This window comes from Amycolatopsis sp. lyj-23, assembly GCF_046549135.1.
Classification (GTDB): Bacteria; Actinomycetota; Actinomycetes; order Mycobacteriales; family Pseudonocardiaceae; genus Amycolatopsis.
The window spans coordinates 391,456-417,614 of the sequence record NZ_JAJPWN010000004.1 but is presented as its reverse complement, the minus strand read 5'-3'; the positions used below and the strand labels follow the sequence as shown (position 1 = coordinate 417,614).

Sequence of the window (26,159 nt, the reverse complement as noted above, 5' to 3'; positions counted from 1 at the left end):
CATGACCGAGCTCGCGCACAAGCACCTGGCCTACTGCTGGATCGCCCGCGGCGACCGGGTGCTGTTCCTCCGCCGCGGGCCCGGCGTGTTCCTCGCCGGCCGGTGGGAACTGCCCGGCGGCACGGCGGAGCCGGGCGAGCGCTTGGAGGACACAGCGACGCGCGAAGCGGCGGAGGAGACCGGGTTGCGCGTGCGCATCACCGGCGAACTGGCGCGCGACGCGTGGCCGGACATCGCCGGCCGCGCTTTGCGCATCCACGCTTTCGTTTACACCGTGGCGGAAGAGGCCGGCGGCGACGTCGTGCTCAACCCGGCGGAGCACGACGACTTCGCTTGGCTGACGCGGGAAGAAGCTCGGGAACTGCCGCTGCCGGACCACTTCCGGCGGCTGCTCGATCGGTAGGGGTTTTCCTGGCCGCAGCACCGGTTCGCGGTGCCGCGGAGGTCTTCGGGTCGTGATCATGTCTCCGACGATAGTCGAACAAACGTGCGACCGTCATCGCTGGAACGGGTGAACTCACGACGAGGAGCCGAGCGGCTTTTTCCCTTGTGCACCAGGGGAAAACCGCCTAGGGATCCCCCGAATTCCACACTACCGGAAGGCACCGACAAAACTAGTGACGCGCCAGGTACCTCAGCAGCACACTGGCGCCGTCGGTGAGCACCGAAGCCAGCTCCAGCTCCGCCGGATCGACGACCCCGCCGAGGGCGGCCCGGCTCGACGTTCCGGCGACCAGGAACGGTGCCACCGTCAAGCGGAACTCGTCGACCACCCCCGCCTCGATCAAGGAGCCGAACAACCGCGGCCCGCCTTCGCAGTCGATGCGCGCCAAGCCCTCCGAGACCAGCGTCGACACCACCCGCTCGGCCGACACCGACGACTCCCCCACCACGAACACCCGGGCACCCCCGGCCGTCCACGCTTCGCGCAAATCCGGCGGCGCCGACGCGCACGTGAAGACCAGCGTCGGGACCGCGGCCCTGGTGATCACCGGGGCGTCCGGGGGCAGGGAACGGCCCGTGGTCACCACCGCCACCGGGGCGATCGGGGCCAGGCCGAACCGGCGGCGGCGGTCGGCCGTCGCCGCGTCGGGGCGCAGGCCCTCGAACCCCTCCGCCATCGCCGTTCCCGCGCCCACCAGGACGACGTCGGCCAGGTCGTTGCCCAGGCGGTAGACGATCCGGTCCGCCGGGGTCGACAAGCCGCCCGACCGGCCGTCGACCGTGATCGCGCCGTCCGCGCTCGACACGAAGTTCACCGCCAGCCAGCGGCCGTCCGCCGGGTAGCGGTACAGCTGCTCGAGGTCGTGCGCGGCCAGTTCGCGCGCGGACGGCCAGACCTGGCGGATCACTCCCATCGGACCGCCTTCGCCGGCGGGCGGGTGCCCGCGATGCTCGCCGCCATTTCCGCCACGTGACGCACTTCGCGGACGTGCTTCGTCCGCAGGATCGCCACTCCGGCCGACGCCGCGAGCGCCGCCAGCGCCAGCCCGCCGGGCGTTCCGTCGCCGGGCACCGAAGCCAGCACCGGCGAATCCGGCAACGGCGTGCGGAACTCCCCGATGTCCAGTACGACTCCGGAATCGGGCAAACCGGCCGGGGAAGGGAGTGCGGGAGCGGCGTAACCCGCGCCGTACCGGGCCGCGACCCCGGCGAGGTCCGCGCGCGCGAGGATCAGGTCGGCGCCCGCCTCGCAGCAGGCAGCGGCGACCGAGGCGTCCGCGGTGTCGACCCCGACGAAGAGGCCGGGGAAAGCTTCACGCGCCGACGCGACCAGGGACTCGGCGTCCGCACCGGCGAAACTCACGAGATCGGCGCCCTCGGCGACGGCAGCGCGGGCCGCGGGGAGCGACTCGACCGCGGCCAGCACCAGCGCGCGGTCACGGCTCAACCGGCGGCCCCGGAAGACGAGGTCGGGGGTTTTCATCGCACTCTCCCTGCTGGACGTCTTCGCGATCATAAGCGAGGACCAGCGGGTGAGCTTTCTTCGCCGTCAGGTGGCGGGGCCTCGTCGCCGGGCCACCCGACCACGACGGATCAGGAGGCGATCGCCTCGTTGATGGCCAGCAGTTCCTGCGCGGTGCGCGTGGCGGTGAACTCGATGACGTCGTAGCGAGCGAGCCGGCGGACCACGAACGGATCGCTGGCGAGCACGGCGTCGAGCTTGCCGCGCAGCACCGAGCGGATCAGGATCACGTGGTCGGCCGAGCCGTTACCCTTTCCGCAAACCAGGAAGAGTCCCTTCGTGAATTGTTTGCGCACCCACTCCGAATGGTCGGGCAACGCGTAGTCGACTTCTGTTTCGGGTGCCGTGTATGTCAACAGGGCGATGTACATGTTCGCAGCGTAGAACGCTTTCGCGGCCACCGCATCCGCCTGGCGAGTGGCTCCCCACACGCCATTCGTCAATATTCCGTCAAGAACAACGAAATCCCTTTACCGGCGCTTTTTCGACATACTCACCGATTGCCGTACGCCGCTCGTCGTACGTCGTGGTGCCGCCGCCGGGCCGACGCGGCGACCCGGTCGGGGAAGCCAGACTCCACCCATGAACGCATTGACCCGGATCTGGTCCGACGGACGGCGGCCCGAGCGCATCGCCCACGCCGTCGGCGCGGCGCTGTTCCTGAGCGGCGTCGCGCACGCTCTCGTGCTCATCGCCACCGGCGGTTCGTGGCTGGGCCCGCTGTCGATGCGCAAGGCCGTCACCTTCGGCCTGTCGTTCGGGCTGACGCTCGCGTCGGTCGCCTGGGCGACGTCGTTCCTCACGATGCGCCCCCGGCTGCGCAGCGTCCTGCTCGGCGCGTTCACCACGGCGAGCGTCGCCGAAGTCGTGCTGGTCAGCATGCAGGCGTGGCGCGGCGTGCCGTCCCACTTCAACTTCGAGACGTCGTTCGACACCTCCGTCTCGATGACGCTGGCCGCCGGCGGCGGGGTGCTCGTCCTGACCGTCATCGGCTTCACGGCCACCGCGCTCGTCGAGCCCGGCCCGGCCGCGCCGAGCCTGCGCCTGGCCGTCCGCGCCGGCCTGGTCGTGCTGCTGGTCGCGCTGGCCACCGGTGCGGTGATGATCGGCCGCGGGGTGGTCGCGGCCCGCGGCGGCGATCCGCAGCTGGCGTACACGACGGCCGGTTCGCTCAAGCCGCTGCACGCGGTGGCCATGCACGCGATCCTGGTGCTGCCCGCGCTGGCCTGGCTGCTGCGCTTCACCCCCTGGCCGGAAGCGCACCGCGTGCGGGTCGTCGAAACCGCGGTCGCCGCGGACGCCGTGCTCACCGCCGTGATCGGTTTCGAGTCCTTCGCCGGGATCGACCCGCTGGCGGCACCGTTGCCGCTCACGCTCCTGTCCGCGTTGGCGGCCGCGGTGCTGGTGGGCACCGGGATCCACGCGCTGTCCGGCGTTGAACCGGCCGTCCGGTTCGCACGTGTGCTCACCGGGAAGGCAAGGGGCCGGTAACCGGCGGACGGAGAACACGCGTGCGGCACGGCATGACCTTCCACGGCCTTTCGGCCCCCAGTCCGTCGTTCTTCTCCGTGGCCCGGGCGATGGGCCCCGCGCAGCCGGAACGGTCGATCAGCTGAGCACCTGGGCGATGGCCGACTTCCAGGCGAACACCCGGCCGTTCGCCGAGCTCGACCGCGCCGGCCGGACGCGGCGCCTGCGCCGGCTCGCCGAAGCGGCCTTGACCGCCTACGCCGTGCCGGTGGCGCGGCTGACCCCGCTGGCCCACGGGCACAACACGGCGTTCCGCGTCGACGGCGCGGACGGCCACCGGTACGTGCTGCGCGTGCAGCGGCCGGACGGCCCCGGGGTGGCGCAGGTGCGGGCCGAGCTGGCCTGGCTCGCCAAGCTGCGCCGGGAAACCGGCCTCGTCGTCCCGCAGCCGGTGCCGACGCGCGCGCGGGACCTGGTCACCGTGGTCGCCGACCCGGCCGTGCCCGAGCCGCGCACCTGCGCGCTCTGCCACTGGGTCGACGGCCGGTTCCTCGACGAGCGGCTCAACGCGCCGCAGCTCTACGCGGTCGGCGAGTTCGCCGCGCGGCTGCACCTGCACGGCACCCGGATGAACGGACTGGACCGCGGCCGCGTCGACGACCTGACCGAGTACGGCCGCACGCAGGTGGACGGCTTCTCCGCCGCCGTCGTCGACCGGGCCGTCGCGGCGGCGGGCGGCGACGAACGGATCCGCCGGGCGGTGGCCCGCGTCCGCGCGGTGCGGGCCGAACTCGGGTTCGGCGCCGACGCCTTCGGCCTGGTGCACGGTGACCTGCACCAGCGGAACTACCTGCTGCACCGCGGCCGCGTCGGCGTGATCGACTTCGACGGCTGCGGGTACGGCCACTACGCCTACGACCTCGCCGTCGCCTGCTCCGCACTCGCGCACCTGCCGCAGCGGGAAGAGCTGAAGGAAGCGCTCCTGGACGGCTACCGGTCGGTCCGCCCGGACGCGGCCACGACGGACCCGGACGTGCTGGCCGCGTTCGCCGGGCTCCGGCGGGTCCAGCTCCGGCTGCGCTGACCGCTACAAACCGCCGTTACAATTGCTACATGGCCGGACGATCGAGCAACGCCACCAGCACCCGCGACCGCCTGCTCATGGCCGCGGGCCGGCTCCTGCACGAGGCCGGCGACGGGCCGGTGTCGACGCGGGCGATCTGCGAACGCGCCGGCGTCCAGGCCCCGACGCTGTACCACCACTTCGGCAGCAAGCAGGGCCTGCTCGACGCCGTCGTCAACTACGGCTTCACCCAGTACGTCCAAGCCCCCGAGCCCGGCGGCGACCCGGTGGCGCGGATCCGGGCGGGCTGGGACCGGCACGTCGAGTACGGCCTGGAACACCCGGCCTTCTACGTGCTGCTCTACGGCCAGATCGAGCCGGGCGTGCCCTGCAACCTCACCTCGAGCGCCGAAGCGATGCTGCTGGAGCTGTTCACGCCGTTGGCGCGCGACGGCCGCTTGCGTGTCGACGCGGCGGAGGCCGCGCGGCAGTTCGCGGCGGCCAACAGCGGCGTGACGCTCAGCCTGATCGCCCAGCCCGGGGAAAGCCGCGACCTGGCGATGTCCGCGCAGGTCAGGGATTCGGTGCTGGCCGGGCTGCTCGTCGACCGCCCCGCCGAAGGGTCATCCGTGGGCGCGCTCGCTGTCGCTTTGTCGACCGCACTTGAAGACGACACTGATGCCCTGACGACGACCGAGCGCCGGATGCTGCGCGAGTGGCTGCACCGGCTGGCGGCCTGACAGCGGCCGCTACATTCGCTACATTGACCACTATGGCAATTGTAGTGAAGCAGTTCGGCCTGTTCCTCGCTCCGCACCGCGACGACGTGACCCGCAAGGAGCAGGCGATCGCGGCCGACGAGCTGGGCTACGGCGCGGTGTGGCTCGGCACCGGGAGCAACTCGGTGGGTGACCTCGCGCTGGTCGAAGACATCCTCGCCGCGACGGAGCGGATCACCGTGGCGACGGCGATCGTCAACATGTGGCTCGACGAACCGGAAACCCTCGCCGAGTCCTACCACCGGCTCGCCGGCCGCTACGGCAGGCGCTTGCTGCTCGGCATCGGCGTCGGCCACCCGGAGTCCGTCACCGAATACCGCAGCCCGTACGCCAAGGTCGTCGACTACCTCGACCGGCTCGACGCGGCCGGCGTCCCGGCCGAAGCCCGGATGCTCGCCGCGCTCGGCGACCGCGTGCTGGAGCTGGCCGCCGAGCGCACCGCGGGCGCGCTCCCGTACCTCGTGCCGCCCGCGCACACCCGGCGCGCGCGGGCGATCCTGGGCGCGGGCAAGCTGCTGGCGCCGGAGCAGAAGGTGGTCGTGGACGAGGACCCGGTGGCGGCGCGCGCCATCGGACGCCCGTACGTCCAGACCCCCTACCTCGGCTTGCGCAACTACGTGAACAACCTGCTCCGCCACGGGTACACCGAGGCCGACGTCGACGGCGGCGGCAGCGACCGGCTGATCGACGACCTCGTCCTGCACGGCACGCGCGAGACGATCGCCAAGGGCCTCCGGTCCCATGTGGACGCCGGGGCCGACCACGTGGCGGTGCAGGTGCTCGGCCCGTCACCCGAAGCGGAGCTGGTGAACCAGCGACGGCTGGCCGAAGTGCTGCTCTGACTCAGCCCGGCGCGGGCAGCAGGGCGTTGAGCGCGGCCACGAGCGCCTGCTCCTCGTAGGCGAAGTGACTGTCCAATTCGGACTTAAGCCGGTCGAACTCCGCGCGGAGCCGGACCGGATCGGCTTCCTGCTCGACGAGCTGCTGCACCTCCTCCTGCAGCCGCGCGACGACGACGTGCTCTTCGTCGAGCTTCGCCAACGTCGGCGCAAGTGCCGGGAACCGCTCGGCGAGCAGCGGGAAGATGTTGTTCGCCTCACCGGTGTGGTGCCGGGTGAGGGCCGTGCAGAACCCGGCGCAGCGCAGGCGCAGCTCTCGCGGGGTACCGCAGCCGAGTTCGGCGCGCATTTCCTTCAGCTCGCCGCGCAGCCAGTCGTGCATCTCGACGAGCCAGTCACCCATCCGGCGCGCGGTGTCGACGCGGTGCAGCTCGACGACGGGCAGGATCCGGGTCGTCCGCGCCTGGTACTGCGCGAACCCCGGCTCCCGCTCGACCACCTCGAGGAACAGCTTGTCGCGGTCCGGCGGGAGCGCCGCCATCGCCTCGAACGACTCGGTGTCCGTTTCCACCAGGACGAGGGGGTTGCGCCGGATGTTGTGGTACCAGGCCGGGTGCTTGGGCGACCCCATCGCCGAGGCGACGACGACCAGCCGGCCGTCGATGTCCAAGGCGCTCAGGGCAACCCGGTGCTTCCGGCCCGTGCGGGCGCCGGTCGTGGTGAGCCTGATCAAACCGAGTGGTCCTTTCCGATGCAGAAGTCACCGGAGGCCGAGAGGCCGACACGAAAGGCACAGCTCCGCCGGGGAACGGCAGAACGTGTCGATCTCAAGGGGGCTGAGTAGCCACTACCTCCGTGTGTCGGCCCATCCGGGGCACCATCGCAGGTTACCCATCGGACCGGCACCCGGCCATCCCTCAACCGCATAGCCCGCTCAGTGGGCGGCGTCAGCGGCTTTCCGCGCGGCGGTCGCGGCCGCGTCGGCTTCGTCGAAGGCCGCTTTCGCCGCGTCGAAGTCGGCCGTCGCCCGCTCGGCGCGTTCCTCGGCTTCCGCGAGGCGCTCGCGCAGGTCGTCGACGCGCGCTTTGGCCTGCTCGGCCGCGCGCTCGGTGCGGACCAGGTCGCGCTCGGCCGCCGCGCGGTCGCGGTCCCGCTCGGCGGCCTCCTTCCGCAGGCGCTCGCGTTCCGCGCGGGCCCGCTTCCGTTCCTCTTCTTCGCGCCGGTGGTCCCGCTTCGGCTCGGCCGGTTCGGCCTTGTCCACCAGCTTCGCGGAGCGCTTGCCGGTGACGGGCGGGACACTGGCGGCGAGGCTGAACCACTGGTCGGTGTCCTGGTGCGCCACCGACGTCAGCCGTCCGGCGAGCGCCAGCGCGGCGGTGTCCGGGTCGGCCGCGACCGCCTCGAGGGTCGCTTCGACCTCGCGGGAGACCGTGTCGCTCGTCGACGGCAGTTCGTGGAGGATCCGCCGCACCAGCTCGCCGCGGCGCCGGGTCAGCGCCCGCAGCTCGTCACCGGCCAACCGGGTGTGCGCGCCACGCAGTTCGGCGCCGAGCTCGGCCAGGTCTCGCAGCTGCTCGGAGTCGTCCCGCGCCAGGCCGTTGACGATCGCCGCAGCCGTGGTCGGCTTGCGAAGCTGCTGGATCCGCTTCGCGAGCTCGGCGTCCCCTTCCGCCTTCGCGGCCTTCGCCGCCTTGTTGCGCGCGCTGGTGAACTCCGCGAGGTCGCCCCCGTAGAGCTCGCCGGCCACCGTGTCGAAGTCCATCGCGCTCCAGCGAACCACATCGGACTGGTGCGGGCACCCGGGACGAGTCATCATCGGGGGATGTTCTTCGATCTGGGCGTCCGCGACTTCCTCGACCGCGCGGAAACGGTGTACCCGGACCGCGTCGCGGTGGTCGACGAACCGGACCAGCCCGCGCCGAGCTGGGGTTCGCTCACCTACCGCGAGGTGGCGCGGCGGGCCCGCGCGCAGGCGGCCAACCTCGACGCTCTCGGCGTGCCGACGGGCGGCCGGGTCGCGATCGTGTCGCACAACGCCGCACGGCTGCTCGTGTCGTTCTTCGGCGTCTCGGGCTGGGGCCGGATCCTGGTGCCGGTGAACTTCCGGCTCGCCGCGGCCGAGGTCAAGTACATAGTGGAGCACTCCGGGGCGGAGGTGCTCATCGTCGACCCGGAGCTCGAGCACCTGCTCGACACGGTGACGGCGAAGCACGTGTTCGTCCTCGGCCGCGACGACGACGCCGTCTGGGGCGGCGGCGGAACACCCGTGCCCTGGGACGGCGACGAGTCGGCCACCGCCACGATCAACTACACGTCCGGGACGACCGCGCGGCCGAAGGGCGTGCAGCTCACCCACCGCAACATCTGGCTGAACGCGGCGGTGTTCGGCCTGCACACGACGTTGAGCGACAACGACGTCCTGCTGCACACGCTGCCGATGTTCCACTGCAACGGCTGGGGAATGCCCTACGCGGTGACCGGCCTCGGCGGCCGCCACATCGTGCTGCGGAAGGTCGACGGCACGGAGATCCTGCGGCGGATCGACGAGCACGGCGTGACGATCCTGTGCGCGGCACCGGCCGTGGTCACGGCGGCGTTGGACGGCGCCGCTTCGTGGCCGGGCGAGGTCCCGGGCCGCGACCGCGTCCGGATCGTCGTGGCCGGCGCGCCGCCGCCGACGCGCACGATCGAGCGCGTCCGGGCCGAGCTGGGCTGGGAGTTCATCCAGATCTACGGGCTCACCGAAACCTCGCCGCTGCTGACGGTGAACCGGATGCGCAGCGAGTGGGCCGGCCTCGACCCGCACGAGCAGGCCCGGCTGCTGGGCCGCGCGGGAACGCCGGCCCTGGGCGTCCGGATCGCCGTGGACACCGACGGCGAGGTGCTCGCGCAGTCGAACCACAACCTCGACGGCTACTGGGAGAACCCGGCGGAGACGGCCCGCGTGACCGACGGCGGCTGGTTCCACACGGGCGACGGCGGGTCGTTCGCAGACGGCTACCTGACGATCGCGGACCGCAAGAAGGACGTGATCATCTCCGGCGGCGAGAACGTGTCGTCGATCGAGGTGGAGGACGCGCTGAACTCCCACCCGGCGATCCGCGAGGCGGCGGTGATCGGCATCCCGGACGAGAAGTGGGGCGAGCTGGTCACGGCGCTGGTGGTGGTCGAGGGCGACGTCACGGCGGAGGAGCTGATCCGGCACTGCCGGGAGCACCTGGCGGGGTACAAGTGCCCGAAGCGGATCGAGTTCCTGGCCGAGCTGCCCCGGACGGCGACCGGGAAGATCCAGAAGTTCAAGCTGAGGGAGCCGTTCTGGCGCGGGCAGTCCCGCCAGGTGAACTAGCGGACCAGCCGGAAGAACGTCCGCACCTCGTCGACGAACAGTTCAGGCTGCTCGTACGCCGCGAAGTGGCCGCCCCGGTCCAGCTCGTGCCACTGCCGGATGTCGGTGTACCGCCGCTCCGCCCACCGGCGGGATGGCCGCGGCATCTCCGCCGGGAAGATCGAACACCCCGTCGGCACGTCCACCGTGTCGTCCGTCGCCGCCGAGAACCACTTCTGGACCTTGCGGATGCTCTCCCAGTACAGCCGGGCCGACGACGCCGCGGTGCCCGTCAGCCAGTACAGCGTGATGTCGTCCAGCAACTCGTCACGCGTGAAGGGAAAGCCGTCGGACCAGGCGTGGAACTTCTCCACCAGCCAGCCGCACAGCCCCGCCGGGGAGTCGGCCAGGCTGTAGCCGATCGTCTGCGGGCGGGTCGACTGCAGCACCGAGTACCCGTCTTCCCACCGCTGCGCGTGCTCCAACGCGTCCAGCGCCTCCCGCTCGGACGGCGTCAGGTCGTCGAACGTCGCCGGGTCCGGTGCCGCGATCGGCGGGTTCAGGTGGATGCCCGCCAGGTGCGCCGCGTCCTGCTGGGCCAGTGACGTCGTGATCGACGTCCCCCAGTCGCCGCCCTGCGCGCCGTAGCGGGAGTACCCCAGGTGGGCCATCAGCGACGCCCACGCCGCCGCGATCCGCTCGATGCCCCAGCCGGGCGCCGACGGCTTGTCGCTGAAGCCGTAGCCCGGCAGCGACGGGATCACCAGGTGGAACTCCTCGGCCAGCGGCTCGATGACCTTCGAGAACTCGATGAACGAACCCGGCCAGCCGTGCGTGAGGATCAACGGCAGCGCGGCCGGGTCCGGCGAGCGCACGTGCAGGAAGTGGATGCCCAGGCCGTCGATTTCCGTGCGGTACTGCGGGAACCGGTTGAACCGGGCTTCGACGCGACGCCAGTCGTAGGAAGCCGCCCAGTACTCGCACAGCGGGCGCAGGTAGCTCAGCGGCGTGCCCTGGCTCCAGTCGTCCACCGGCTCGGCCTCGGGCCACCGCGTCCGCCTCAGCCGTGCGCGCAGGTCCTCGAGATCGGCTTCGGGGACCTCGATCCGGAACGGCGTGCTCACGCAGGCGCGTAGGTCAGCTGCACGACGCCGTTGCCGAACGTCGCCGATTTCTTCAGCTCCAGCGAGAACGACGAGCCGTCCTGGGGGAACAAGCGCTTTCCGCGGCCCACGACGATCGGGTACAGCAGCAGGTTCAGCTCGTCGACCAGTCCTTCGGACAGCAGCCACCGCACGGCCGTCGTGCTGCCGCTGGTCATGATGTCCCCGCCCGGCTCGGCCTTCAGCGCCCGGACCGCTTCGGCCGGGTCTCCGGTCAGCAGCGTCGAATTGTTCCAGGTCACTTCCGACAGCGTCGACGAAAGGACGTACTTGCGCACGTTGTTCATGAACTCGGCGCCTTCGTCGTCCTCGACGGTCCGGCCCGGCCAGGCCTCGGCGAAGCCCTCGTAGGTGACGCGTCCGAGCAGCATCGCGTCGGCGGCGGCCATCCCACCGCCGACCGCCTGGCCGATTTCGTCGCTCCAGTAGCGCAACGACCACTTGTCCGGCGCTTCGACAACGCCGTCCAGCGAGATGAACAGGTTCGCGACGATCTTGCGCATGGGCCCACTATAAACCGGTCGGACGTCCACTCCCGACGGTCTCGCGGATGCGCGCGCTGTCCGCTTCCGCCCGGGCGCGCTCCTGCTCGGTCGCCGGCTCCAGGCGCGCCGGAACGTCCTTGTGGTGCGGGGTGCCGGCGATCGGGTCGCGGTCCAGCGCGTCGGTCAGGAGGTTGATCCGCGGGCCGCTGACCACGCGGCGGCCGTGGGCGTCCGGGTGGGCCATGCCGTAACCGTGCGGCAGCGCGAGCTGGCCCGGCCGCAGCGCCGGGTCGGCCTCGGCGCGCACGACCACGCGCCCGGCCGGCGTCACGACCGCCACCCAGTCACCCGGGGAAGCGCCGATCGCGGCCAGTTCTTCGGGACGCGCGCGCAGGGCGCCGTCCGGGTCAGTGCGGCGCCAGCGCGGGTCGCGGATGATCTGGTTGGCGTTGTGCGCCCGCCGTTGGCCGTTGAGCAGCGAAAGCGGGTACGCCGGGTCCGGCCGTTCGGCGGCGGGGTCCAGCGCGGCCAGCCAGTCCAGCAGTTCCGGCACGGCCAGCCGGACCTTCGGGCGGCGCATCAGGCTCCACACCTCGTCCTGCTCGTGCACCGAAAACGGCGTCGGACCGGCCAGGATCCGCTCGAAGAGCTCCTCGCCCAGCCGCGGACCGGTGGCGGAGCTGCCGAGCGCGCGCTGCACCGGCACGGTCATCGCCTTCGCCGCGCGGTGGCAGCCCGCCCACAGCGGCGCGATCGACGCCGCGCCGTCGGGCAGGGACGCGCCCAGGGTGCGGTAGAGCAGCACCGGCAGGAGCGCCGCGCGTTCCGGCATCGCCTGCACCAGCGCGCCGAGGCCCGCCTGCAGGTCCGCGCGCGGACCGGCGGCCAGCTCGGCCAGGACGTCGGACGGCGGCAGCACGCCGAGCGCGTCGAAGAGCCGCGTGTAGATCTCGGCTTCGACGAGCGTCCCCGGCAGCGGTTCGAGCAACGGCCGCCGCAGCTGGAAGTAGTTCGCCGGCCATTCGAAGGTGAAGAGCGTGAACTCCCACTTCTCGTGCTGCGACGCCGCCGGCAGCACGTAGTCCGCCAGCGCGGCCGTTTCCGTGTAGGCGACGTCGACGACGACGGACAGCTCGGCAGCGCGCAGCGCCCGTTCGACGTCCCGTGTCCCGGCGAAGGTGTTCGCCGGGTTCGACGACTCCACCCACACCGCGCGGGCGCGGTTCGGGTGGTCGGCGAGGACCTCCTCGGCCAGGGTGTTCGCCGGCAGCAGGCCGCCGATGTACTCGAAGCCGGTGATTTCGGACCGGCTCCCGATGGTCGCACCCCACAGCGGCAGCAGCCACGAGTGCAGGTTGTTCGTGCCGCGCCTGCCGAAGTGCCCGGTGAGCAGGTACAGCAGCTTCTCGAGGTAGCTGTTGAGCGTCGAGTGCCGCCCCTGCTGGATGCCCAGCTCGACGCGCACGGTCATCGCGTTCGCCGCGCGGATCAGGTCGACGGCCCGCTCGACGTCCACTCGGGACACTTCGGCGTGCGCGATCCATTCGTCCACCGGCACTTTCGCCAGCGCGGCGGCGACTTCGTCGAAGCCTTCGGTGCGGGCGGCGAGGAACTGCTCGTCGGCGGCACCCGCCTCCAGCAGCAGCGCCAGGATCGCGCCCAGCAGGTAGGCGTCGGTGCCCGGCCGCAGCGGGAGGTGCAGATCGGCCAGCTCCGCGGTCTCGGTGCGCCGCGGGTCGATCACGATCATCCGCCGCGACGGGTCGTTCTTCAGCGTGTTGAGCGCGTGCCGGGCGTTGCTGAACCCGTGCGCCTGCCACGGGTTGCAGCCGAGCACGACGAGCAGGTCGCAGTGTTCGACGTCCTCGGCGGTGTGCACGGCCGTCGAACCGAACAACTGCCCGTTGACCCAGAAGTCGCCGGTTTTCTCCTGCGAGAGCGCGTTGAAGTGCCGCGTCGAGTTCATCCACTTCAGCAGGGACGTGCCGTACGCGCCGCCGGAGTGGTTGCCCTGGCCACCGCCGCCGACGTAGGCGAACGAGCCGGGCCGCCCGGCCGCGGTGTCGGCGTCCCGGATCGCGTGCAGCTTCGCCGCGATCTCGGTGAGCGCGGTGTCCCAGTCGATCGGCTCGTGCGTGCCGTCGGGGCGACGGCGCAGCGGAGTCGTCAGGCGGTCTTCGTGGTCGCCGTAGAAGGTCAGGCGCTGGGCCTTCTGGCAGAGGTACCCACCGGAGCGCGGATGCGCCTTGTCGCCGCGGACGCGGGTGATCTTCCGGCCGTCGAGCTGCACCTCCAGCCCGCAGTTGAGGTAGCAGAGGCTGCACGCTGTTCGCTGCCACTCGCCGGTCACACCAGCTCCAATGCACGTCCGAGCGTCGTGAGACGCGCGTCGAGGGTTTCGCCGGCCGGGTAGAGCCGGACGGTGTCGATGCCGGTGCCGCGCCAGACGCGCAGCCGTTCGCGCACCATCTCTTCGGTGCCGATCAACGTCGTGCCGAGCACCATCTCGTCGGTGACGAGCGCGGCGGCGCCGTCGCGGTCACCGGCCTGCCAGCGCTCGCGGACCTCCGCGGCGACGTCCGCCCACCCCTGGCGGCTGTAGGCGTTGTTGTAGAAGTTCGTGGTGGCCGAGCCCATCCCGCCGAGGCTGAAGGCGAGCTCCTTCTTGCGGCTGCCGACCAAAGCGCGCAACTCGTCTTCGTTGTCCGCGAAGGCGACTTCGGCGCCCTGGCAGACGTCGATGTCCTTGCGCTGCCTGCCGGCCTTCGCGAGCCCGGCGTCGAGGTGCGCGAAATACGCGTCGGCGCCTTCGGGCACGAAGCTGGTGCCGAGCCAGCCGTCCGCGACCTCGCCGGTGAGCTCCAGGAGCTTCGGCGACAGCGCCGCGAGGTAGATCGGGATGTCCGGGTTCGGCGCGGTGGACAGCTTCATGGGCCGGGCTTCGCCGGGCAGCGGGATCTCGAACGCCTCACCGGAGAAGGCGATCTTCTCCCCCGCGAAGGCTTGCCGGATGATCTCGACCGTCTCGCGCATGCGTGTCAGCGGCTTCGCGAAGGGGACGCCGTGGAGGCCTTCCACGACCTGCGGCCCGGACGGGCCGAGGCCGAGCGCGAACCGCCCGCCGGAGAGGTCGGCGAGGGTGAGCGCGGCTTGGGCGATCGCGACCGGCGTGCGGGTGCCGAGCTGGATGATGCCGGAACCGAGCCGGATGCGGTCGGTGCGGGCGGCGAGGTAGCCGAGCGCGGACGGCGCGTCCGAGCCCCAGGCTTCGGCCACCCAGCAGACGTCGAGGCCGAGCTTTTCCGCCTCCAGCACGAAGTCCAGCGTCGTGCGCGTGTCACGGGAGAACTCGACGGTGGTCGCCGTCTTCATCGCTGTTCGACCCGGGCCTTGATCGCGGCGACCGTGCCGGCCATCGCCGTCTCGAACTCCCGCATGCGGACGAAGACGATCTTCTGTTCCTTCTCCGGCATCCGGTCGATAGCGAACGACAGCCCGGACCGGCCGGGGCCCATCCGCATCCACTGGCTCAGGCGGGTGCCGCCGTGGTCGGGCTCGAGGGTGAACTTCCAGACGGCGCTGGGCTCATCGGGGTCCTGGACGGCCCACGCGAACACCCGCGGCGCTTCGCATTCGACGACGTACGAGGTCGTCTCCCACTCGCCGAGCGCGTCGTGCTTGCTGCGGCCGACGAACTTGCGATCGGCTTCGCACCACTCGACGGACTGGAGTTCCGGGCTCATCTCGGGCATCAGCGAGATGTCCGAGACGACCGGCCAGACGTCCTCGGGCGCGGCGTCGATCCAGGTCGAAACCTCGGCCGTCGGCAGGTCGGCGTACCGCGCACCCGTCCACTCCATCGTGGCCGCCCTTTCTCCCGGTTGACCACGATAGTTGCGTAGATAGACTGACTCTGTCAATCACTCTTGCCCGGCGAAGCGCTCCTCGACGTCCGGGCGCTGCGCCAGCCGGGCCGGGAAGCCGGGTCCGCGGCGCATCCGCGTGTCGTCCGGGGTCATCGGCGCCCGGCACTCGGCGCAGACGATTTCGGCGTGCGTGTCGTGGCCGCAGGCGAGGTGGTGGACGGTGATCGGCGGGCCGGCCTCGGTCGCGAGCCACTTGTCGCCCCAGCGGGTCATCGCCAGCAGCACGGGGTAGAAGTCGCGGCCCTTTTCGGTGAGGACGTAGTCGTAGCGCACGGGCTCGGTCTGGTAGGGCACCTTCTCCAGCAGTCCTTCGTCGACCAGCCGCTTGAGCCGGTCGGCGAGGGTGTTGCGCGCGATGCCGAGCGCCTGCTGGAACTCGTCGAAGCGGCGCACGCCGTAGAAGGCGTCTCGCAGCACGAGCGGGGTCCACCAGTCGCCGAGCAGATCCATGGTGCGCGCGATGGAGCACGGCCACTGCGCGAACGATGTCCGTTTCATGAGGGCGAGAGTACGCCGTTCCGGGACAGGACTCAGCAGGTCAGCGGGTTGCTCGGGTTCGGGGTGGCTCGTGGCTTGGGGCGGTGGCCGGTGGCGCTCAGCCGGGGCCGGTCGGCCGGGGTGGACAGTTCGGAGGGCGGTTGTGGCGCAGCCGGGGCGCCCGGTCGCCCGGGGCGGATAGTCCGAGGACCGGTGGCGCCAGCCGGGGCGGCCGATCGCCAGGGGCGGCCAGTCCGAAGGCCGGTTGGCGGGCAGCCATCCGGTGGTGCTGCCCCGGCCTCGCCCTCGGCGAGACGCGGCAGCCGGTCGGCGGGCACTGACCAGGCAGCTGGCGGCACAGCCGGGTTGGCCACCCCGGCTGTGCCGCATCGGCCGTTGCACAGCCGCGCCCGGCCAGGCCCGTGGCGGCCAGGCCCGCGCCTGTCCCGCCCCACGGCGGCCGGTTGTCCACAGCCCTCAGGAGTTGTGGACAACCAGGCCGCCGACGCCGCACATCCCCGATTTCCGTCGGGCCCCCTCGATACGCTGGAAGCGGGGGCACCCCCCAGGGAGGGCGGGCCGTGCCGGGGGCCCGCGATGCCCGCCATGGCCCGCGATGTCCGCCGTCAGACGAGGTGGCCGGTGGTGACGTCGACGTGGTCAGGCACCTCGTCGTGCTCGTCGCCGACCGAGAGCGTGCCCGCCGGTTCCACCAGGAGCACGCTCGCGCCGGACTTCGAGGACGGCTTGTGGAACGTGCCCTTCGGGACCACGAACACCTGCCCGCGGCCGAGCGTGACGAACCGCTCGTCCGGGTCGCGCAGGCCGATCCGGATCTCGCCGTTCAGGACCAGGAAGAACTCGTCGGTGTCCTCGTGGACGTGCCAGACGTGCTCGCCGTCGAACCGGGCGAGGCGGATGTCGTAGTCGTTGACGCGCGTGACGATGCGCGGGCTCCAGGCGGCGTCGAAACTCGCCAGGACCTCGTTGAGGTCGATCGGGTTCATGCCGCTCATGCTCGTCCTGGTGCGACCGAGCCGGGAGTGCTAGGAATCGCACATGCCGCAAGAATTCTCGCACCGGGTCGTCGCCATCGTCACCGAGGAGTCGAACCCGTTCGAGATGGGCGTCGCGACCGAGCTGTTCGGGCTCCGCCGTCCCGAACTCGACCGGCCCTGGTACGACTTCACGCTCTGCGCGGCGACCCCCTCGGTGCGGATGAACCTCGGCATGTTCACCCTCTCCGGCGTGGCCGGCCTCGAAGCCGCGGACACGGCGGACACCCTGATCGTCCCGGCCCGCCCGAACACCGGTGTCCCGACGGACCCGGCGATCATCGCGGCGATCCGCCGGGCCGCCGACCGCGGCGCCCGGCTGGTCAGCTTCTGCACCGGGGCGTTCGCCCTCGCCGAGGCGGGCGTGCTCGACGGCAAGCGGGCCACCACCCACTGGCAGTGGGCCGCGGCGCTGGCCGCGCGGTTCCCGCGCGTGCGGTGGGAGCCGGACGTGCTGTTCATCGACGAAGGGAACGTCCTGACGGCGGCGGGCAGTGCGGCGTCGCTCGACCTCGGCCTGCACCTCATCCACCGCGACCACGGCGCCGAAGTCGTCAACGCGGTCAGCCGCCGGCTGGTGTTCACCGGCCACCGCGACGGCGGCCAGCGGCAGTTCATCGCCCGCCCGGTGCCCGCGGTGCCGGAGACGTCGCTGGCGCCGGTCCTCGCCTGGGCGCTCGAGCGGCTGGACACGCCGTTGACCGTCGCGGACCTGGCCGCGCGGGCCGCGACCAGCCCGGCGACGCTGCACCGGAAGTTCCGTGCGGAACTGGGCACCACGCCCCTGGCGTGGCTGACGACGGAACGGGTGACGCTGGCGTGCCGCCTGATCGAGCGCGGCGAGCTGCGGCTGGACCGGGTGGCGTCGGCGAGCGGCTTCGGCACCGCCGCGAACCTGCGGGCCCAGCTGCGGCGGCACACCGGCCTCAGCCCGAGCGCCTACCGCCGCCGCTTCGGCCCGGCGGCGTGACCTCGGCGAGCGCCGCGGCCAGCGCCTCCCGCTGCAGCCGCGCCGGGTAGGTCTCCGGGTCGGCCGCGGCCAGCACGTTCAGGCCCTCGACCAGGGCCACCAGGCTCTTCGCCGCCAGTTCGCGCCGCGGCGGCGGCCACTCCGGGCGGCACGCCGTCACCAGGCGGTGGACGCGGTCGACGAACGACCGGTTCGCCGCGCGGTGACGTTCGGCCAGATCGGCGTCGGCCAGGGCCGCCGCCAGGAAGCCGGCCCAGACCCGGGATTCCTCGTGGTGGCCGTGCGGGCGGTCCACGGCCTGCCCGAGCACCGCGGCGAGCGCGCCCGGCGCGTCGGCGGCCGCCGCTTCGGCCGCGTCCGCGCGGATCGCGGTGCGTTCGTGCAGCAGGTCACGCGCGTGCAGCAGCAACGCCTTCTTCGTCGGGAAAGCGTGCATCACCAGCCCGGTCGTGCAGCCGGCGCGCTCGGCGACCGCGCGCAGCGTCAGGCCCGGCAGGCCGTCGTCGGCGAGCACTCGCCAGGTCGCGTTCGACAGCAGTTCCCGCTGCGCCCGGACGTCACGCTGCTTCGGCATCGGACTCCCTTCCAGGTTAGCGTAACAGCTGCTACGGTAACGCTTGTTACGGAACGGGGGCGGCCATGCCGATCGATTGCCCACCGACGATCACCGCGGTGACCTGGGACGATCCCGACGCCGTCCGCCTGCGCCGCGCCCAGCGCACCGAACTCGACGCCCGCTACGGCACCGACGACCACGAGCCCGGCACGGTCCCCACCGCCGAAACCGTCGCCGTCTTTCTGCTCGCGCGCGACTCCGCGGGCACCGCCGTGGGCTGCGGCGGGTTGCGACCGCTGGATCCCGGAACGGGCGAGGTCAAACGCATGTACGTCGAGCCGCCGGCCCGCGGCACCGGCGTCGCGACCGCGCTGCTGCGCGCTCTCGAAGACCACGCGCGGAACCTCGGGATCACGCGCCTGCTCCTGGAGACCGGCACCGGCCAGCCGGACGCCATCGCCTTCTACCGGCGCGAAGGCTACGAACCGATCGAGGCTTACGGGCCGTACCGCGGCGAACCGCTCTCCCGCTGCTTCGCCCGCGAGCTGTGATCGGTTTTCCGATGGCTGCCCCAAGCCGGGCTATTGGCGGCGGGGTGCGCACCGGGCCTACCTTCGAGGGCACGGCGATCTGGGGTTCTTTTCGCCGCTCCCTTCACGAACCGGAGTTTCCCTTGCGCATCAAGCACATCGGCGCCGCGCTGGCCGCGGCCGCCGTCCTGGCCGGTACCGCCACGCCCGCCCACGCGGCGCCGAGGATCGTCCCGCTCGACCTCGCCGCCGGGCAGCAACCCGAGAACATCGCCCTGGAGCCCGACGGCTCCGCCGACCTCACCTTCGCCTACACCGGCGAGATCGGCCGGGTCACCCCGGACGGCCGGGTCGGCGTCATCGCCCGGATCCCGGTCCCCGCCGACGGCGACGTCCCGGTGGTGCACCGGAAGCTGTTCCTCGGCGGGATCGTCCGCGCTCCCGGCGGCGACCTGTACGTCGCCGTTTCGACCGGCACACCGGCGACCGGCCTGTACCGCGTGCGGCCGGGAACCACGCCGGTCCAGGTGGCGGCCCTGTCACCGGCCGGCTTCCAGAACGGCGTCGCCCGCGACCCGGCCAGCGGGGACATCTTCGTCGCCGACTCGTTCGGTTCGGTCGTCCGGCGCGTCTCCCCGCGCACGGGCCGGGTCACCGACTGGGCCACCGGCGCGCTGCTCGCCCCGGCCGGCGGGTTCGGCGCCAACGGCGTGAAGGTCCACGACGGCGCGGTCTGGGTGTCCAACCTGGATCGCGGCACGCTGGTCCGGTTCCCGCTGACCGGCGCACCCGGCCGGGTCGTCGTCTCGGGTCTCGGGCCGGTCGACGACTTCGCGTTCCACGGCGAGACCGTCGTCGCGGCCGTCAACCAGGAGAACCGGGTGGTCACCGTCGACCGGAACGGGACACGGACCATCCTGTCCACTTCGGACGGCCTGGCCAACCCGACGTCGGTGGCCGTGCGCGGTGACACGCTGTACGTGGCCGACAGCGCGTATTTCGGCGGATCGCCCAACCTGCTGCGCGCGCGAGTGCGCTGAGCGTGCATCCGCACGCCGGTTGTGCACGCGATTTCCGGTGGTCCGGGGGAACGGTTGCTGTGAACCAAAACCACCGGTAGGTTGGCGAAACCCGGTGTTCGTCATCGGTCACCGGGTTTCGCGCTGCTCGGCGGATGTGGGGAGGCACCGCCGAAGAGAGCGCATTCCGGCGGTAGGGGTCACCGCCGGGTGCAGGAGGGAAGCAGTGCCTTGGTGTTGCGGGGAACGCTCGTGTCCGAGCACGTGACGGAGCCGTACGTGGTCGGCCTGGAAGCCATCGCGGGTGAGCTGCTGCGCGGGAAGTGGTGCGTCTACCTGCACGAATGGCTCGGTGACGACCTCGATCTGCCCGGCTGGCAGGCCGAGGTCGCCGCGCACGCGGAGCACGCCGGCGTCGAGGTCTGCTTCATCGAAATCCCGCGCAAGGACATGACGCTGGTGGCCAACGTGCGCGCCCTGCCGAGCTTCGAGCAGGTGACCGAATCCGTGGCGGCCCTCGAGCACTACCGGGGCCTCAAAGCGGGCAGCCGGAGTGTCGTCAGCCGCCGTTCGGCCCAGTGAGAACGTGCTGAACCGATCGGACCGGTAACACCGGCACTGCGCACGAGCGAGGTTGACTTCAAGCTTCCTCGAGCTTTTACCGTCGGCGGCATGACCGGACTCCGCACCGCCCCGCCGATCCCGCGCCGCGTCTGGATCGCCTCCGGGGTGATGGCGCTCGGCGGCTTCCTGGGCAACATGGACGCCTCGATCGTCGCCGTCGGGCTCGAATCCATGCGCGACAGCCTCGGCGTCGCGCTCGTCGAGATCCAGTGGGTCGCCACCGCGTACCTGCTGGGCCTCTCGGCCGCACTGCCCCTCACACCGTGGCTCGGGCGCAAGTTCGGCGCCGGACGGCTGTGGCTCGGCGCGCTGGCCGCGTTCCTGCTCACGTCCGTGGCGTGCGCACTCGCCCCGGACGCGGGCACGCTGATCGGCGTGCGGGCCGTGCAGGGCATGGCCGCCGGTGTCATGGTCACCGCCGGGCAGACCGTGATCGGGCTGGCCGTCGGCCCGGAACGGCTGGGCCGCACCATGGGCACGCTCGCGCTCGTCGTCGGGCTGGCGCCGGTCGTCGGGCCGAGCGTCGGCGGGTTCCTGCTCGCGCACTTCTCGTGGCCGGTGCTGTTCTGGCTGAACCTCCCGATCGGGCTGCTCGCGTTCGGCCTGGCCCTGCGGTACGTGCCGCGCGGCGACCGGCACCGGCCGCCGCCGATGGACTGGCGCGGCCTCGCCATGGTGTCGCTCGGCCTGCCGCTGCTGGTGTACGCGCTCACCGAACTCGGCACCCCCGGCTCGCTCGACGTCGCCCTCGCGGCCGTCGGTGCCGCCGCCATGGCGCTGTTCACGTGGTGGTCGCTGCGCGCACCGCACCCGGTGCTGCAGCTGCGGCTCGCCGCGCGGCCGGTGCTGGGCGCCGCGCTCGCGTCGGTGCTGCTCGGCGGAGCCGGGATGTTCGGCGCCGTCCTGCTGCTGCCGCTGTGGTTCCAGGTCCGGCTCGGCGCCGGGCCCGCCGAGACCGGCGTCCTGCTCGCGCCGATGGGGCTGGCGACGACGGTGTTCGTCTTCGTGGCCGGCCGGATGACCGACCGCCTCGGCGGCGGCACCGTCGCGCTGACCGGGTCACTCGTGGTGCTGGCCAGCACGCTGCCGTTCCCCTGGCGCGGCCCGGACACACCGATGTGGCTGGTCCAGACCCTGTTGCTGGTCCGCGGCGCCGGTCTCGGGCTGTCGATCATGCCCGCGTCGACGGCGGCGTACGCGTCGGTCGACGCGGCGGAACTCGGCCACGCCACGGCACTGGTGAACATCGTGATGCGCGTCGGCGGCGCCCTCGGCGGCGCGTTGTGCGTGCTCGTGCTGTCGGAGGGACTGACCGCCGGCCCGGCGACCGGGTTCGGCCGGGCTTTCGGTGTGCTGACGGCGCTGTGCGTGGCCGGCGTGGTGACCACGGCCTGGCTCCGGCGGGCCGATCGTTCGTCCACAGTGGACAGCACGACTTGATCCACCGGCGAAGCTGGCGCGAACCCCGGATCGGTGATTTGCTGGAACCGGTCGAACACTGTCAGTGAGGGGAGAGGGCTGACCATGTCGGGGGTGGCCAGGCGGCTGGTGACGGTGGTGGCCGTGACGACGCTGCTGGGAAGCCTGCCGGCGGCAACGCCCGCGTCGGCCGCCGAATCCGTCGACTGGCAGCCGTGCGCCGACGCGCCCGGCGTCGACTGCGCCGCGGTGACCGTGCCGGTGGACTGGGCGCACCCGGACCGGGGCACCACGACCGTCGCGCTCGCCCGGCGCAAGGCCGCGGACCCGCAGGCCCGGATCGGCTCGGTCCTGATGGACCCGGGCGGGCCCGGCGGGTCGGGCACCGAGGAGGTCAAGAACGGCTGGTCGCTGTCGCCGGAGATCACCCGGCGCTTCGACACCGTGGGGTTCGACCCGCGCGGTATCGGGAGCAGCGGCCGGATTTCGTGCGGGCTCGACGAACTGATCGCCGACCACCCGCGGGTGCCCCGCAACCAGGCCGAATTCGACCAGCTCGCCGCGTACAACCGGAAGCTCGGCGAAAGCTGCGACCGCCTTTCCGGGCCGCTGGGCCGGTTCGCCGACGCGAAGAGCGTCGCGCGGGACATGGACGCCGTCCGCATCGCGCTCGGCGAACCGAAACTGACTTACTACGGCGTTTCCTACGGGACGCTGATGGGCCAGCAGTACGCGGAGCTGTTCCCCGACAAGGTCCGCGCGCTCGTGCTGGACAGCAACATGGACCACTCCCAGTCGACCGCGGCGGAGTTCCTGCTCGGCGAAACGCGGTCGCTGCAGGCGGAGTTCGCCGAGTTCACGGCCTGGTGCGACCGGACGCCGAGCTGCGCGCTCCACGGCCGTGACGTGTCCCGGCTGACACGCGATCTGCAGGACAAGGCCGCGCGCGGCGAACTGAAGGATCCGCAGAGCGGCGAACCGGTCGAGCCACTGGACCTCGCGGCGGACATCCAGGGCAGTTCCTACGTGCCCAGCTGGAACAGGCTCGCCACGGTGCTCGAGCGGCTGGCGGACGGCGCCGCGCCGGCGAGCCTGCGTGACGACATCCCGATCAACTACGTCTTCCCGAGCGTGTTCTGCGACGACTGGCGGATGCCGGTGCACGACTTCGCCGAGCTCGAGACCTACCGGCGCGTGGCGGCGGCGTTCGCCCCGGACGTCAAGGTCAACCCACTGGGCTGGACCGCGGTGACCAGCTGCCTCGGCTGGCCGGATCCGGCGAGCAACCCCCAGCACCCGCTGCGGGTGCACGGCGCGCCACCGGTGCTGCTGCTGAGCAGCCGCCACGACCCGGCGACGCCTTACGCGTGGTCGCAGACCGTGGCCCGCCAGACGGGCGGCACGCTCCTCACCTACGACGGCTGGGGCCATGGCGCGTACTTCAAGAACAGTGCCTGCGTGGTCAAGGCGACCGACGATTACCTGATCAGCGGCCGGCTTCCGGCGCCGGGCACGCACTGCGCGGCGGTCGAGCCGGGGGCGGCGAGCACCATCGCCCGGCCTCCCTCGACGATCAGCTTCTAGTTCCTCTCACACGACGACCGCGGCGGGACCGGCCTACCGGCCCCGGCGCCGCCAAAGGCCCGCCACCGCCGCCAGTGCCCTGGCTCCCGGCGACGGGACCTGCGCCGCCGTCTCCGGGCCGATCCTGCGGCGCATGCGGTACGCCAGCTCCAGGACCTCGAGGTCTTCCGGACGACGCCGGCCGCGGACATCCGGCCGCAACATCAGCTCCCCCACCGTCACACGTCTTCCGGTGGCACGGTGCGCCGTGCGCGCCATCAGGAACCTCCGCTGCTTTCGCCGACCCGGGCTCCGCGATTCTATGAATTTGATTCGGGTTCGTCACCTTACTCGTGAGTTGTGTCCGGCGCGTGTCCCCGCGCCCGGTCTCAGCGGCGGTGCCGGCCACCGCCGCCGCAGCCGTGGTGGGCGCCCGAAGGGAAGCCCGCGGGGCGGTGCGCGGCCCACATCGCGGGCCAGTCCGGGGTTTTCGGGCGGCCGCCGGCCCACAGGGGAACGTCCGGGATCTCGTGGCGCACCGGCGCCGTCTGCTCCGGCGACGTCGGCTTCGCTTTCGCCTTCGCCAGCGGGGGCGACTTGACCTTGTCGACGATCTTCACCGCCCGGGCCAGTGATCCACGGTGACCCACCGGGCTCGCGGAATCCGGCCCGGAATCCACACCCGCCGGGGAGATCTCGTCCGGCTCGGCGGGTGTCACCGCGGATTCCGGATCGGCAGGAGCCGAAGGTGGAGCGTGCTTGGCCGGCGGGACGACGACGTCCGCGGGCAGCGGCACCAGCGCCACCGCCGGGGGCTCCAGGCCGATCGGGGGCCACGCCGCCGCGATGTCGCGAGAGGACGGCATCGACACCGCCGCGCTGACACCGCCGGTCAGCGCCAGCGCTCCCGCGACCACCGACATCACCCGCAGCCGCGCCAGCGAACGCAGCACCGGCGGCTTCTCGCGGTGGCGCGCCCGCGCGAAGACCACAGTGTCCTGATCACGGTCCTGATCGCGGTCCTCATCGCGCGGTCCGCCGGAGCGGCCCAGCAACTCGGCGACGGTGACCTGCTCTCGGCGCGGAGCCCTACGTGCCATCAAACCCTCCACCTGGGCCGTCCGGACGGGCGGCGGCGCATCCGGACGGCCGATCATAGGAACCGTTCAAGTCGCTGTAAAGGCTTGCTCACCCACGGTTTCCGGCGAGCCGCCCGCCACCGTCCACATGCAGCACCGACCCCGTGACGAACGGGTTGGCGAGCAGCTGGAGCGTGGCCGCCGAAACGTCGGCGGGCCGCCCCACCCGGCGGGCCGGGTTCGCCTCCGCCGACCGGCGGAAGAACTCCGCTTTCGCCTCGCCGAGGCGGTCCCACGCGCCCGAGTCCACGATGCCCGGCGAGATCGCGTTGACGCGGATCGGCGCCAGCTCCACCGCGAGCGCTTCGGCGAGGAACGCGACCGCGCCGTTCGTGGTCGCCATGACCGTCCGTTCCGGCACCGGGCGCCACGCGGCGACGCCGGAGAACAACACCATGGCGCCGCCTTCGCGGAAGCGGGGCGCGAAGTGCTTGGCCAGCAGCAGCGGACCGACCACTTTGGCGTCGAAGGCCCGGGTGACGGCGTCCCGCTCCAACGTCACCACCGGGCCGTTCGCCGGCGCCGCGGCGAGCGAGACGAGGAAGTCGACTTCGCCGGCTTCCTCGGCAAGCGCTTTCAGCGACCTTTCTTCCCCGAGATCCGCGAACGCCGCGCGGACACCGGGTTCCGCGAGCGCGGCCGGGTTCCGGCCCGCCCAGGTCACCTCCGCACCCGCCGCGTGCGCGTCGGTCACGATCCGCCGGGCGATCCCCGAACTACCGCCCACGACGACCAGCCGCTTTCCCTCGAACGACATTTCCGTGCTCCTTCCGTCTCGCACACCGCCTTCAGCGCCGGACGGCCCCGGAACAATCCCGTCGTGAACCAGAGGTTTTCGATGTCTGCGATAGAATTCGCGAATGCCTACGCTGCGCGCCCTCGAATGCCTGGTCGCGGTCCTGGACGCGGGCTCGATCACCGAGGCGGCCGCGCGGCTGCACCTGTCACAACCCGCGCTGTCGCACCAGATCGGGGCGCTCGAACGGGAACTGGGAACGCCGGTGCTGGAACGGCTGCCGCGCGGCGTTCGCCCGACCGCCGCCGGGCGCGCCGTTCTCTCGGACGCGCGGGCGGCGCTCACCGCCGCCGAACGAGTGGTCCGGACCGGCCGGGCGGTGGCCGGCGGTGGCGAAGGCACCCTGCGGATCGCGTGCGCGGAGAGCATGACCGCCGGGTTGCTCGCCCCCGTGCTGCGCGTCTGGCACCGCCACCGGCCGCAAGTGCTGATCACGCTCACCGAGACGATGAGCGCGGATGCGCTGGCGGAAGCGCTGGAAACGGGCGAAGCGGACGTCGCGGTCGGGCCGCGGCCGAGCCGCTGGACCGGGTCCGCCGAGGTCGTGGGCCGCGAAGAGATCGTCGTGGCGCTGGCCGCGGACCACCCGTTCGCCGCCCGGCCCGCGCTGTCGATGACCGACCTCGGCGGGCTGCCGGTGGTGCACTACCACCGCGACAACGGCCTCGGCGGCTGGCTCGACCAGGAGGCGGCCCGCCGCGGCGTCGTGCTGGACGCGGTGATGCGGACGAAGCAGGCGGCGACGGCGGCCCAGCTCGCCGCCGCGGGCCTGGGTGCGGCGCTGGTCCCGACCACCGCGCTCACCCGGACCTACCCGGGGGCGCTGCGGCGGCTTGAGCCCCCGCTGCACCGGGACGTCGTGACGTTCACCGCGACGCCATCGGATTCGCTCGTCCGGCGGTTTGCTTCGGACGTGACGCACCGCGGGCTCACCGTCCCCGGTGTCCTGTCGGACAAACTGTCCGCAGCCACCGGTTAAGTCCTGGTGAATCTGA

The 26,159-nt window shown here is 72.1% G+C and carries 29 protein-coding genes; 13 read left to right on the top strand and 16 right to left on the bottom strand.

The window, feature by feature from the left end; genetic code table 11:
* The first annotated feature begins 1 nt into the window (after position 1).
* Entirely contained in the window at positions 2-403 is a 402-nt protein-coding gene (locus ACLJPY_RS11425) for an NUDIX hydrolase (RefSeq protein WP_410587984.1), read from the top strand.
* A 211-nt stretch (positions 404-614) separates the two neighbouring features.
* On the opposite strand, the gene ACLJPY_RS11420 is transcribed toward ACLJPY_RS11425, so the two are convergent.
* The 3 genes from ACLJPY_RS11420 to ACLJPY_RS11410 form a co-directional block, all read right to left on the bottom strand.
* Positions 615-1,352, bottom strand: a complete 738-nt coding sequence (locus ACLJPY_RS11420; protein ID WP_410588289.1) for a dihydrofolate reductase family protein — start codon at positions 1,350-1,352, stop codon at positions 615-617.
* On the bottom strand, positions 1,349-1,927 hold the full coding sequence (locus ACLJPY_RS11415) for a dihydropteroate synthase (RefSeq protein WP_410587983.1): 579 nt from the start codon (positions 1,925-1,927) through the stop codon (positions 1,349-1,351). The genes ACLJPY_RS11420 and ACLJPY_RS11415 overlap by 4 nt, the downstream gene beginning before the upstream one ends.
* Before the next feature lie 110 nt (positions 1,928-2,037).
* On the bottom strand, positions 2,038-2,337 hold the full coding sequence (locus ACLJPY_RS11410) for a YciI family protein (RefSeq protein WP_410587982.1): 300 nt from the start codon (positions 2,335-2,337) through the stop codon (positions 2,038-2,040).
* A 211-nt stretch (positions 2,338-2,548) separates the two neighbouring features.
* On the opposite strand from ACLJPY_RS11410, the gene ACLJPY_RS11405 reads away from it, so the two are divergent.
* From ACLJPY_RS11405 to ACLJPY_RS11390, 4 genes are all read left to right on the top strand, one after another.
* Positions 2,549-3,457 carry a hypothetical protein gene (locus ACLJPY_RS11405; protein ID WP_410587981.1) on the top strand — a complete coding sequence of 303 codons (909 nt, stop codon included), beginning with the start codon at positions 2,549-2,551 and terminating at the stop codon, positions 3,455-3,457.
* Between the two features lie 136 nt (positions 3,458-3,593).
* Positions 3,594-4,520 (top strand): phosphotransferase enzyme family protein, encoded by a 927-nt coding sequence (locus ACLJPY_RS11400; protein ID WP_410587980.1) that lies wholly within the window; start codon positions 3,594-3,596, stop codon positions 4,518-4,520.
* 29 nt (positions 4,521-4,549) lie between these two features.
* Complete coding sequence (locus ACLJPY_RS11395; RefSeq protein ID WP_410587979.1) at positions 4,550-5,239, top strand: TetR/AcrR family transcriptional regulator; 690 nt, start codon at positions 4,550-4,552, stop codon at positions 5,237-5,239.
* A 32-nt stretch (positions 5,240-5,271) separates the two neighbouring features.
* Positions 5,272-6,120 (top strand): LLM class F420-dependent oxidoreductase, encoded by an 849-nt coding sequence (locus ACLJPY_RS11390; protein WP_410587978.1) that lies wholly within the window; start codon positions 5,272-5,274, stop codon positions 6,118-6,120.
* Position 6,121: 1 nt separating this feature from the next.
* Here the strand turns inward: ACLJPY_RS11390 and ACLJPY_RS11385 are convergent, their stop codons facing one another.
* Both ACLJPY_RS11385 and ACLJPY_RS11380 read right to left on the bottom strand, forming a co-directional pair.
* Positions 6,122-6,850, bottom strand: coding sequence for a nitroreductase/quinone reductase family protein (locus ACLJPY_RS11385; RefSeq protein WP_410587977.1), 729 nt, complete (start codon positions 6,848-6,850; stop codon positions 6,122-6,124).
* A gap of 201 nt (positions 6,851-7,051) precedes the next feature.
* Positions 7,052-7,879: a hypothetical protein gene (locus ACLJPY_RS11380; protein ID WP_410588287.1), complete on the bottom strand. Its 828-nt coding sequence runs from the start codon at positions 7,877-7,879 to the stop codon at positions 7,052-7,054.
* A gap of 60 nt (positions 7,880-7,939) precedes the next feature.
* Here ACLJPY_RS11380 and ACLJPY_RS11375 point away from each other — a divergent pair, with 60 nt between their 5' ends.
* A complete protein-coding gene (locus ACLJPY_RS11375; RefSeq protein ID WP_410587976.1) occupies positions 7,940-9,463 on the top strand; it encodes an AMP-binding protein in 1,524 nt (507 codons plus the stop codon).
* Here ACLJPY_RS11375 and ACLJPY_RS11370 read toward each other — a convergent pair.
* The 7 genes from ACLJPY_RS11370 to ACLJPY_RS11340 form a co-directional block, all read right to left on the bottom strand.
* Positions 9,460-10,566 carry an epoxide hydrolase family protein gene (locus ACLJPY_RS11370; protein WP_410587975.1) on the bottom strand — a complete coding sequence of 369 codons (1,107 nt, stop codon included), beginning with the start codon at positions 10,564-10,566 and terminating at the stop codon, positions 9,460-9,462. The two genes, ACLJPY_RS11375 and ACLJPY_RS11370, sit on opposite strands and share 4 nt — an antisense overlap.
* Positions 10,563-11,108, bottom strand: coding sequence for a dihydrofolate reductase family protein (locus ACLJPY_RS11365; RefSeq protein ID WP_410587974.1), 546 nt, complete (start codon positions 11,106-11,108; stop codon positions 10,563-10,565). The genes ACLJPY_RS11370 and ACLJPY_RS11365 overlap by 4 nt, the downstream gene beginning before the upstream one ends.
* A gap of 7 nt (positions 11,109-11,115) precedes the next feature.
* The gene (locus ACLJPY_RS11360; protein ID WP_410587973.1) at positions 11,116-13,440 is read right to left on the bottom strand and encodes a molybdopterin-dependent oxidoreductase; all 2,325 of its coding nucleotides are present in this window, start codon (positions 13,438-13,440) and stop codon (positions 11,116-11,118) included.
* On the bottom strand, positions 13,437-14,462 hold the full coding sequence (locus ACLJPY_RS11355; RefSeq protein ID WP_410587972.1) for an LLM class flavin-dependent oxidoreductase: 1,026 nt from the start codon (positions 14,460-14,462) through the stop codon (positions 13,437-13,439). Before ACLJPY_RS11355 ends, ACLJPY_RS11360 begins: the two co-directional genes overlap by 4 nt.
* The gene (locus ACLJPY_RS11350) at positions 14,459-14,950 is read right to left on the bottom strand and encodes an SRPBCC family protein (protein WP_410587971.1); all 492 of its coding nucleotides are present in this window, start codon (positions 14,948-14,950) and stop codon (positions 14,459-14,461) included. Before ACLJPY_RS11350 ends, ACLJPY_RS11355 begins: the two co-directional genes overlap by 4 nt.
* Positions 14,951-15,010: 60 nt before the next feature.
* Positions 15,011-15,514 (bottom strand): winged helix-turn-helix transcriptional regulator, encoded by a 504-nt coding sequence (locus tag ACLJPY_RS11345; protein ID WP_410587970.1) that lies wholly within the window; start codon positions 15,512-15,514, stop codon positions 15,011-15,013.
* Positions 15,515-16,119: 605 nt separating this feature from the next.
* Positions 16,120-16,509, bottom strand: a complete 390-nt coding sequence (locus ACLJPY_RS11340; RefSeq protein ID WP_410587969.1) for a cupin domain-containing protein — start codon at positions 16,507-16,509, stop codon at positions 16,120-16,122.
* A gap of 43 nt (positions 16,510-16,552) precedes the next feature.
* On the opposite strand from ACLJPY_RS11340, the gene ACLJPY_RS11335 reads away from it, so the two are divergent.
* Positions 16,553-17,518 (top strand): GlxA family transcriptional regulator, encoded by a 966-nt coding sequence (locus ACLJPY_RS11335; protein WP_410587968.1) that lies wholly within the window; start codon positions 16,553-16,555, stop codon positions 17,516-17,518.
* On the opposite strand, the gene ACLJPY_RS11330 is transcribed toward ACLJPY_RS11335, so the two are convergent.
* Positions 17,475-18,092, bottom strand: a complete 618-nt coding sequence (locus ACLJPY_RS11330) for a TetR/AcrR family transcriptional regulator (RefSeq protein ID WP_410587967.1) — start codon at positions 18,090-18,092, stop codon at positions 17,475-17,477. The genes ACLJPY_RS11335 and ACLJPY_RS11330 overlap by 44 nt on opposite strands.
* Before the next feature lie 65 nt (positions 18,093-18,157).
* Here ACLJPY_RS11330 and ACLJPY_RS11325 point away from each other — a divergent pair, with 65 nt between their 5' ends.
* The 5 genes from ACLJPY_RS11325 to ACLJPY_RS11305 all read left to right on the top strand — a co-directional run bounded on the left by ACLJPY_RS11325 (position 18,158) and on the right by ACLJPY_RS11305 (position 23,250).
* Positions 18,158-18,625 carry a GNAT family N-acetyltransferase gene (locus tag ACLJPY_RS11325; protein ID WP_410587966.1) on the top strand — a complete coding sequence of 156 codons (468 nt, stop codon included), beginning with the start codon at positions 18,158-18,160 and terminating at the stop codon, positions 18,623-18,625.
* A 122-nt stretch (positions 18,626-18,747) separates the two neighbouring features.
* A complete protein-coding gene (locus ACLJPY_RS11320; protein WP_410587965.1) occupies positions 18,748-19,644 on the top strand; it encodes a hypothetical protein in 897 nt (298 codons plus the stop codon).
* Positions 19,645-19,875: 231 nt separating this feature from the next.
* Positions 19,876-20,205 (top strand): hypothetical protein, encoded by a 330-nt coding sequence (locus ACLJPY_RS11315; RefSeq protein ID WP_410587964.1) that lies wholly within the window; start codon positions 19,876-19,878, stop codon positions 20,203-20,205.
* Positions 20,206-20,295: 90 nt separating this feature from the next.
* On the top strand, positions 20,296-21,687 hold the full coding sequence (locus tag ACLJPY_RS11310) for an MDR family MFS transporter (protein ID WP_410587963.1): 1,392 nt from the start codon (positions 20,296-20,298) through the stop codon (positions 21,685-21,687).
* Between the two features lie 84 nt (positions 21,688-21,771).
* Complete coding sequence (locus ACLJPY_RS11305) at positions 21,772-23,250, top strand: alpha/beta hydrolase (RefSeq protein ID WP_410587962.1); 1,479 nt, start codon at positions 21,772-21,774, stop codon at positions 23,248-23,250.
* A 33-nt stretch (positions 23,251-23,283) separates the two neighbouring features.
* Here the strand turns inward: ACLJPY_RS11305 and ACLJPY_RS11300 are convergent, their stop codons facing one another.
* The 3 genes from ACLJPY_RS11300 to ACLJPY_RS11290 all read right to left on the bottom strand — a co-directional run bounded on the left by ACLJPY_RS11300 (position 23,284) and on the right by ACLJPY_RS11290 (position 25,125).
* Positions 23,284-23,466: a hypothetical protein gene (locus ACLJPY_RS11300; RefSeq protein WP_410587961.1), complete on the bottom strand. Its 183-nt coding sequence runs from the start codon at positions 23,464-23,466 to the stop codon at positions 23,284-23,286.
* Positions 23,467-23,618: 152 nt separating this feature from the next.
* A complete protein-coding gene (locus ACLJPY_RS11295) occupies positions 23,619-24,329 on the bottom strand; it encodes a hypothetical protein (RefSeq protein ID WP_410587960.1) in 711 nt (236 codons plus the stop codon).
* Between the two features lie 88 nt (positions 24,330-24,417).
* A complete protein-coding gene (locus ACLJPY_RS11290) occupies positions 24,418-25,125 on the bottom strand; it encodes an SDR family oxidoreductase (RefSeq protein WP_410587959.1) in 708 nt (235 codons plus the stop codon).
* A 103-nt stretch (positions 25,126-25,228) separates the two neighbouring features.
* Here ACLJPY_RS11290 and ACLJPY_RS11285 point away from each other — a divergent pair, with 103 nt between their 5' ends.
* Entirely contained in the window at positions 25,229-26,143 is a 915-nt protein-coding gene (locus ACLJPY_RS11285; RefSeq protein WP_410587958.1) for a LysR family transcriptional regulator, read from the top strand.
* Positions 26,144-26,159 lie beyond the last annotated feature (16 nt).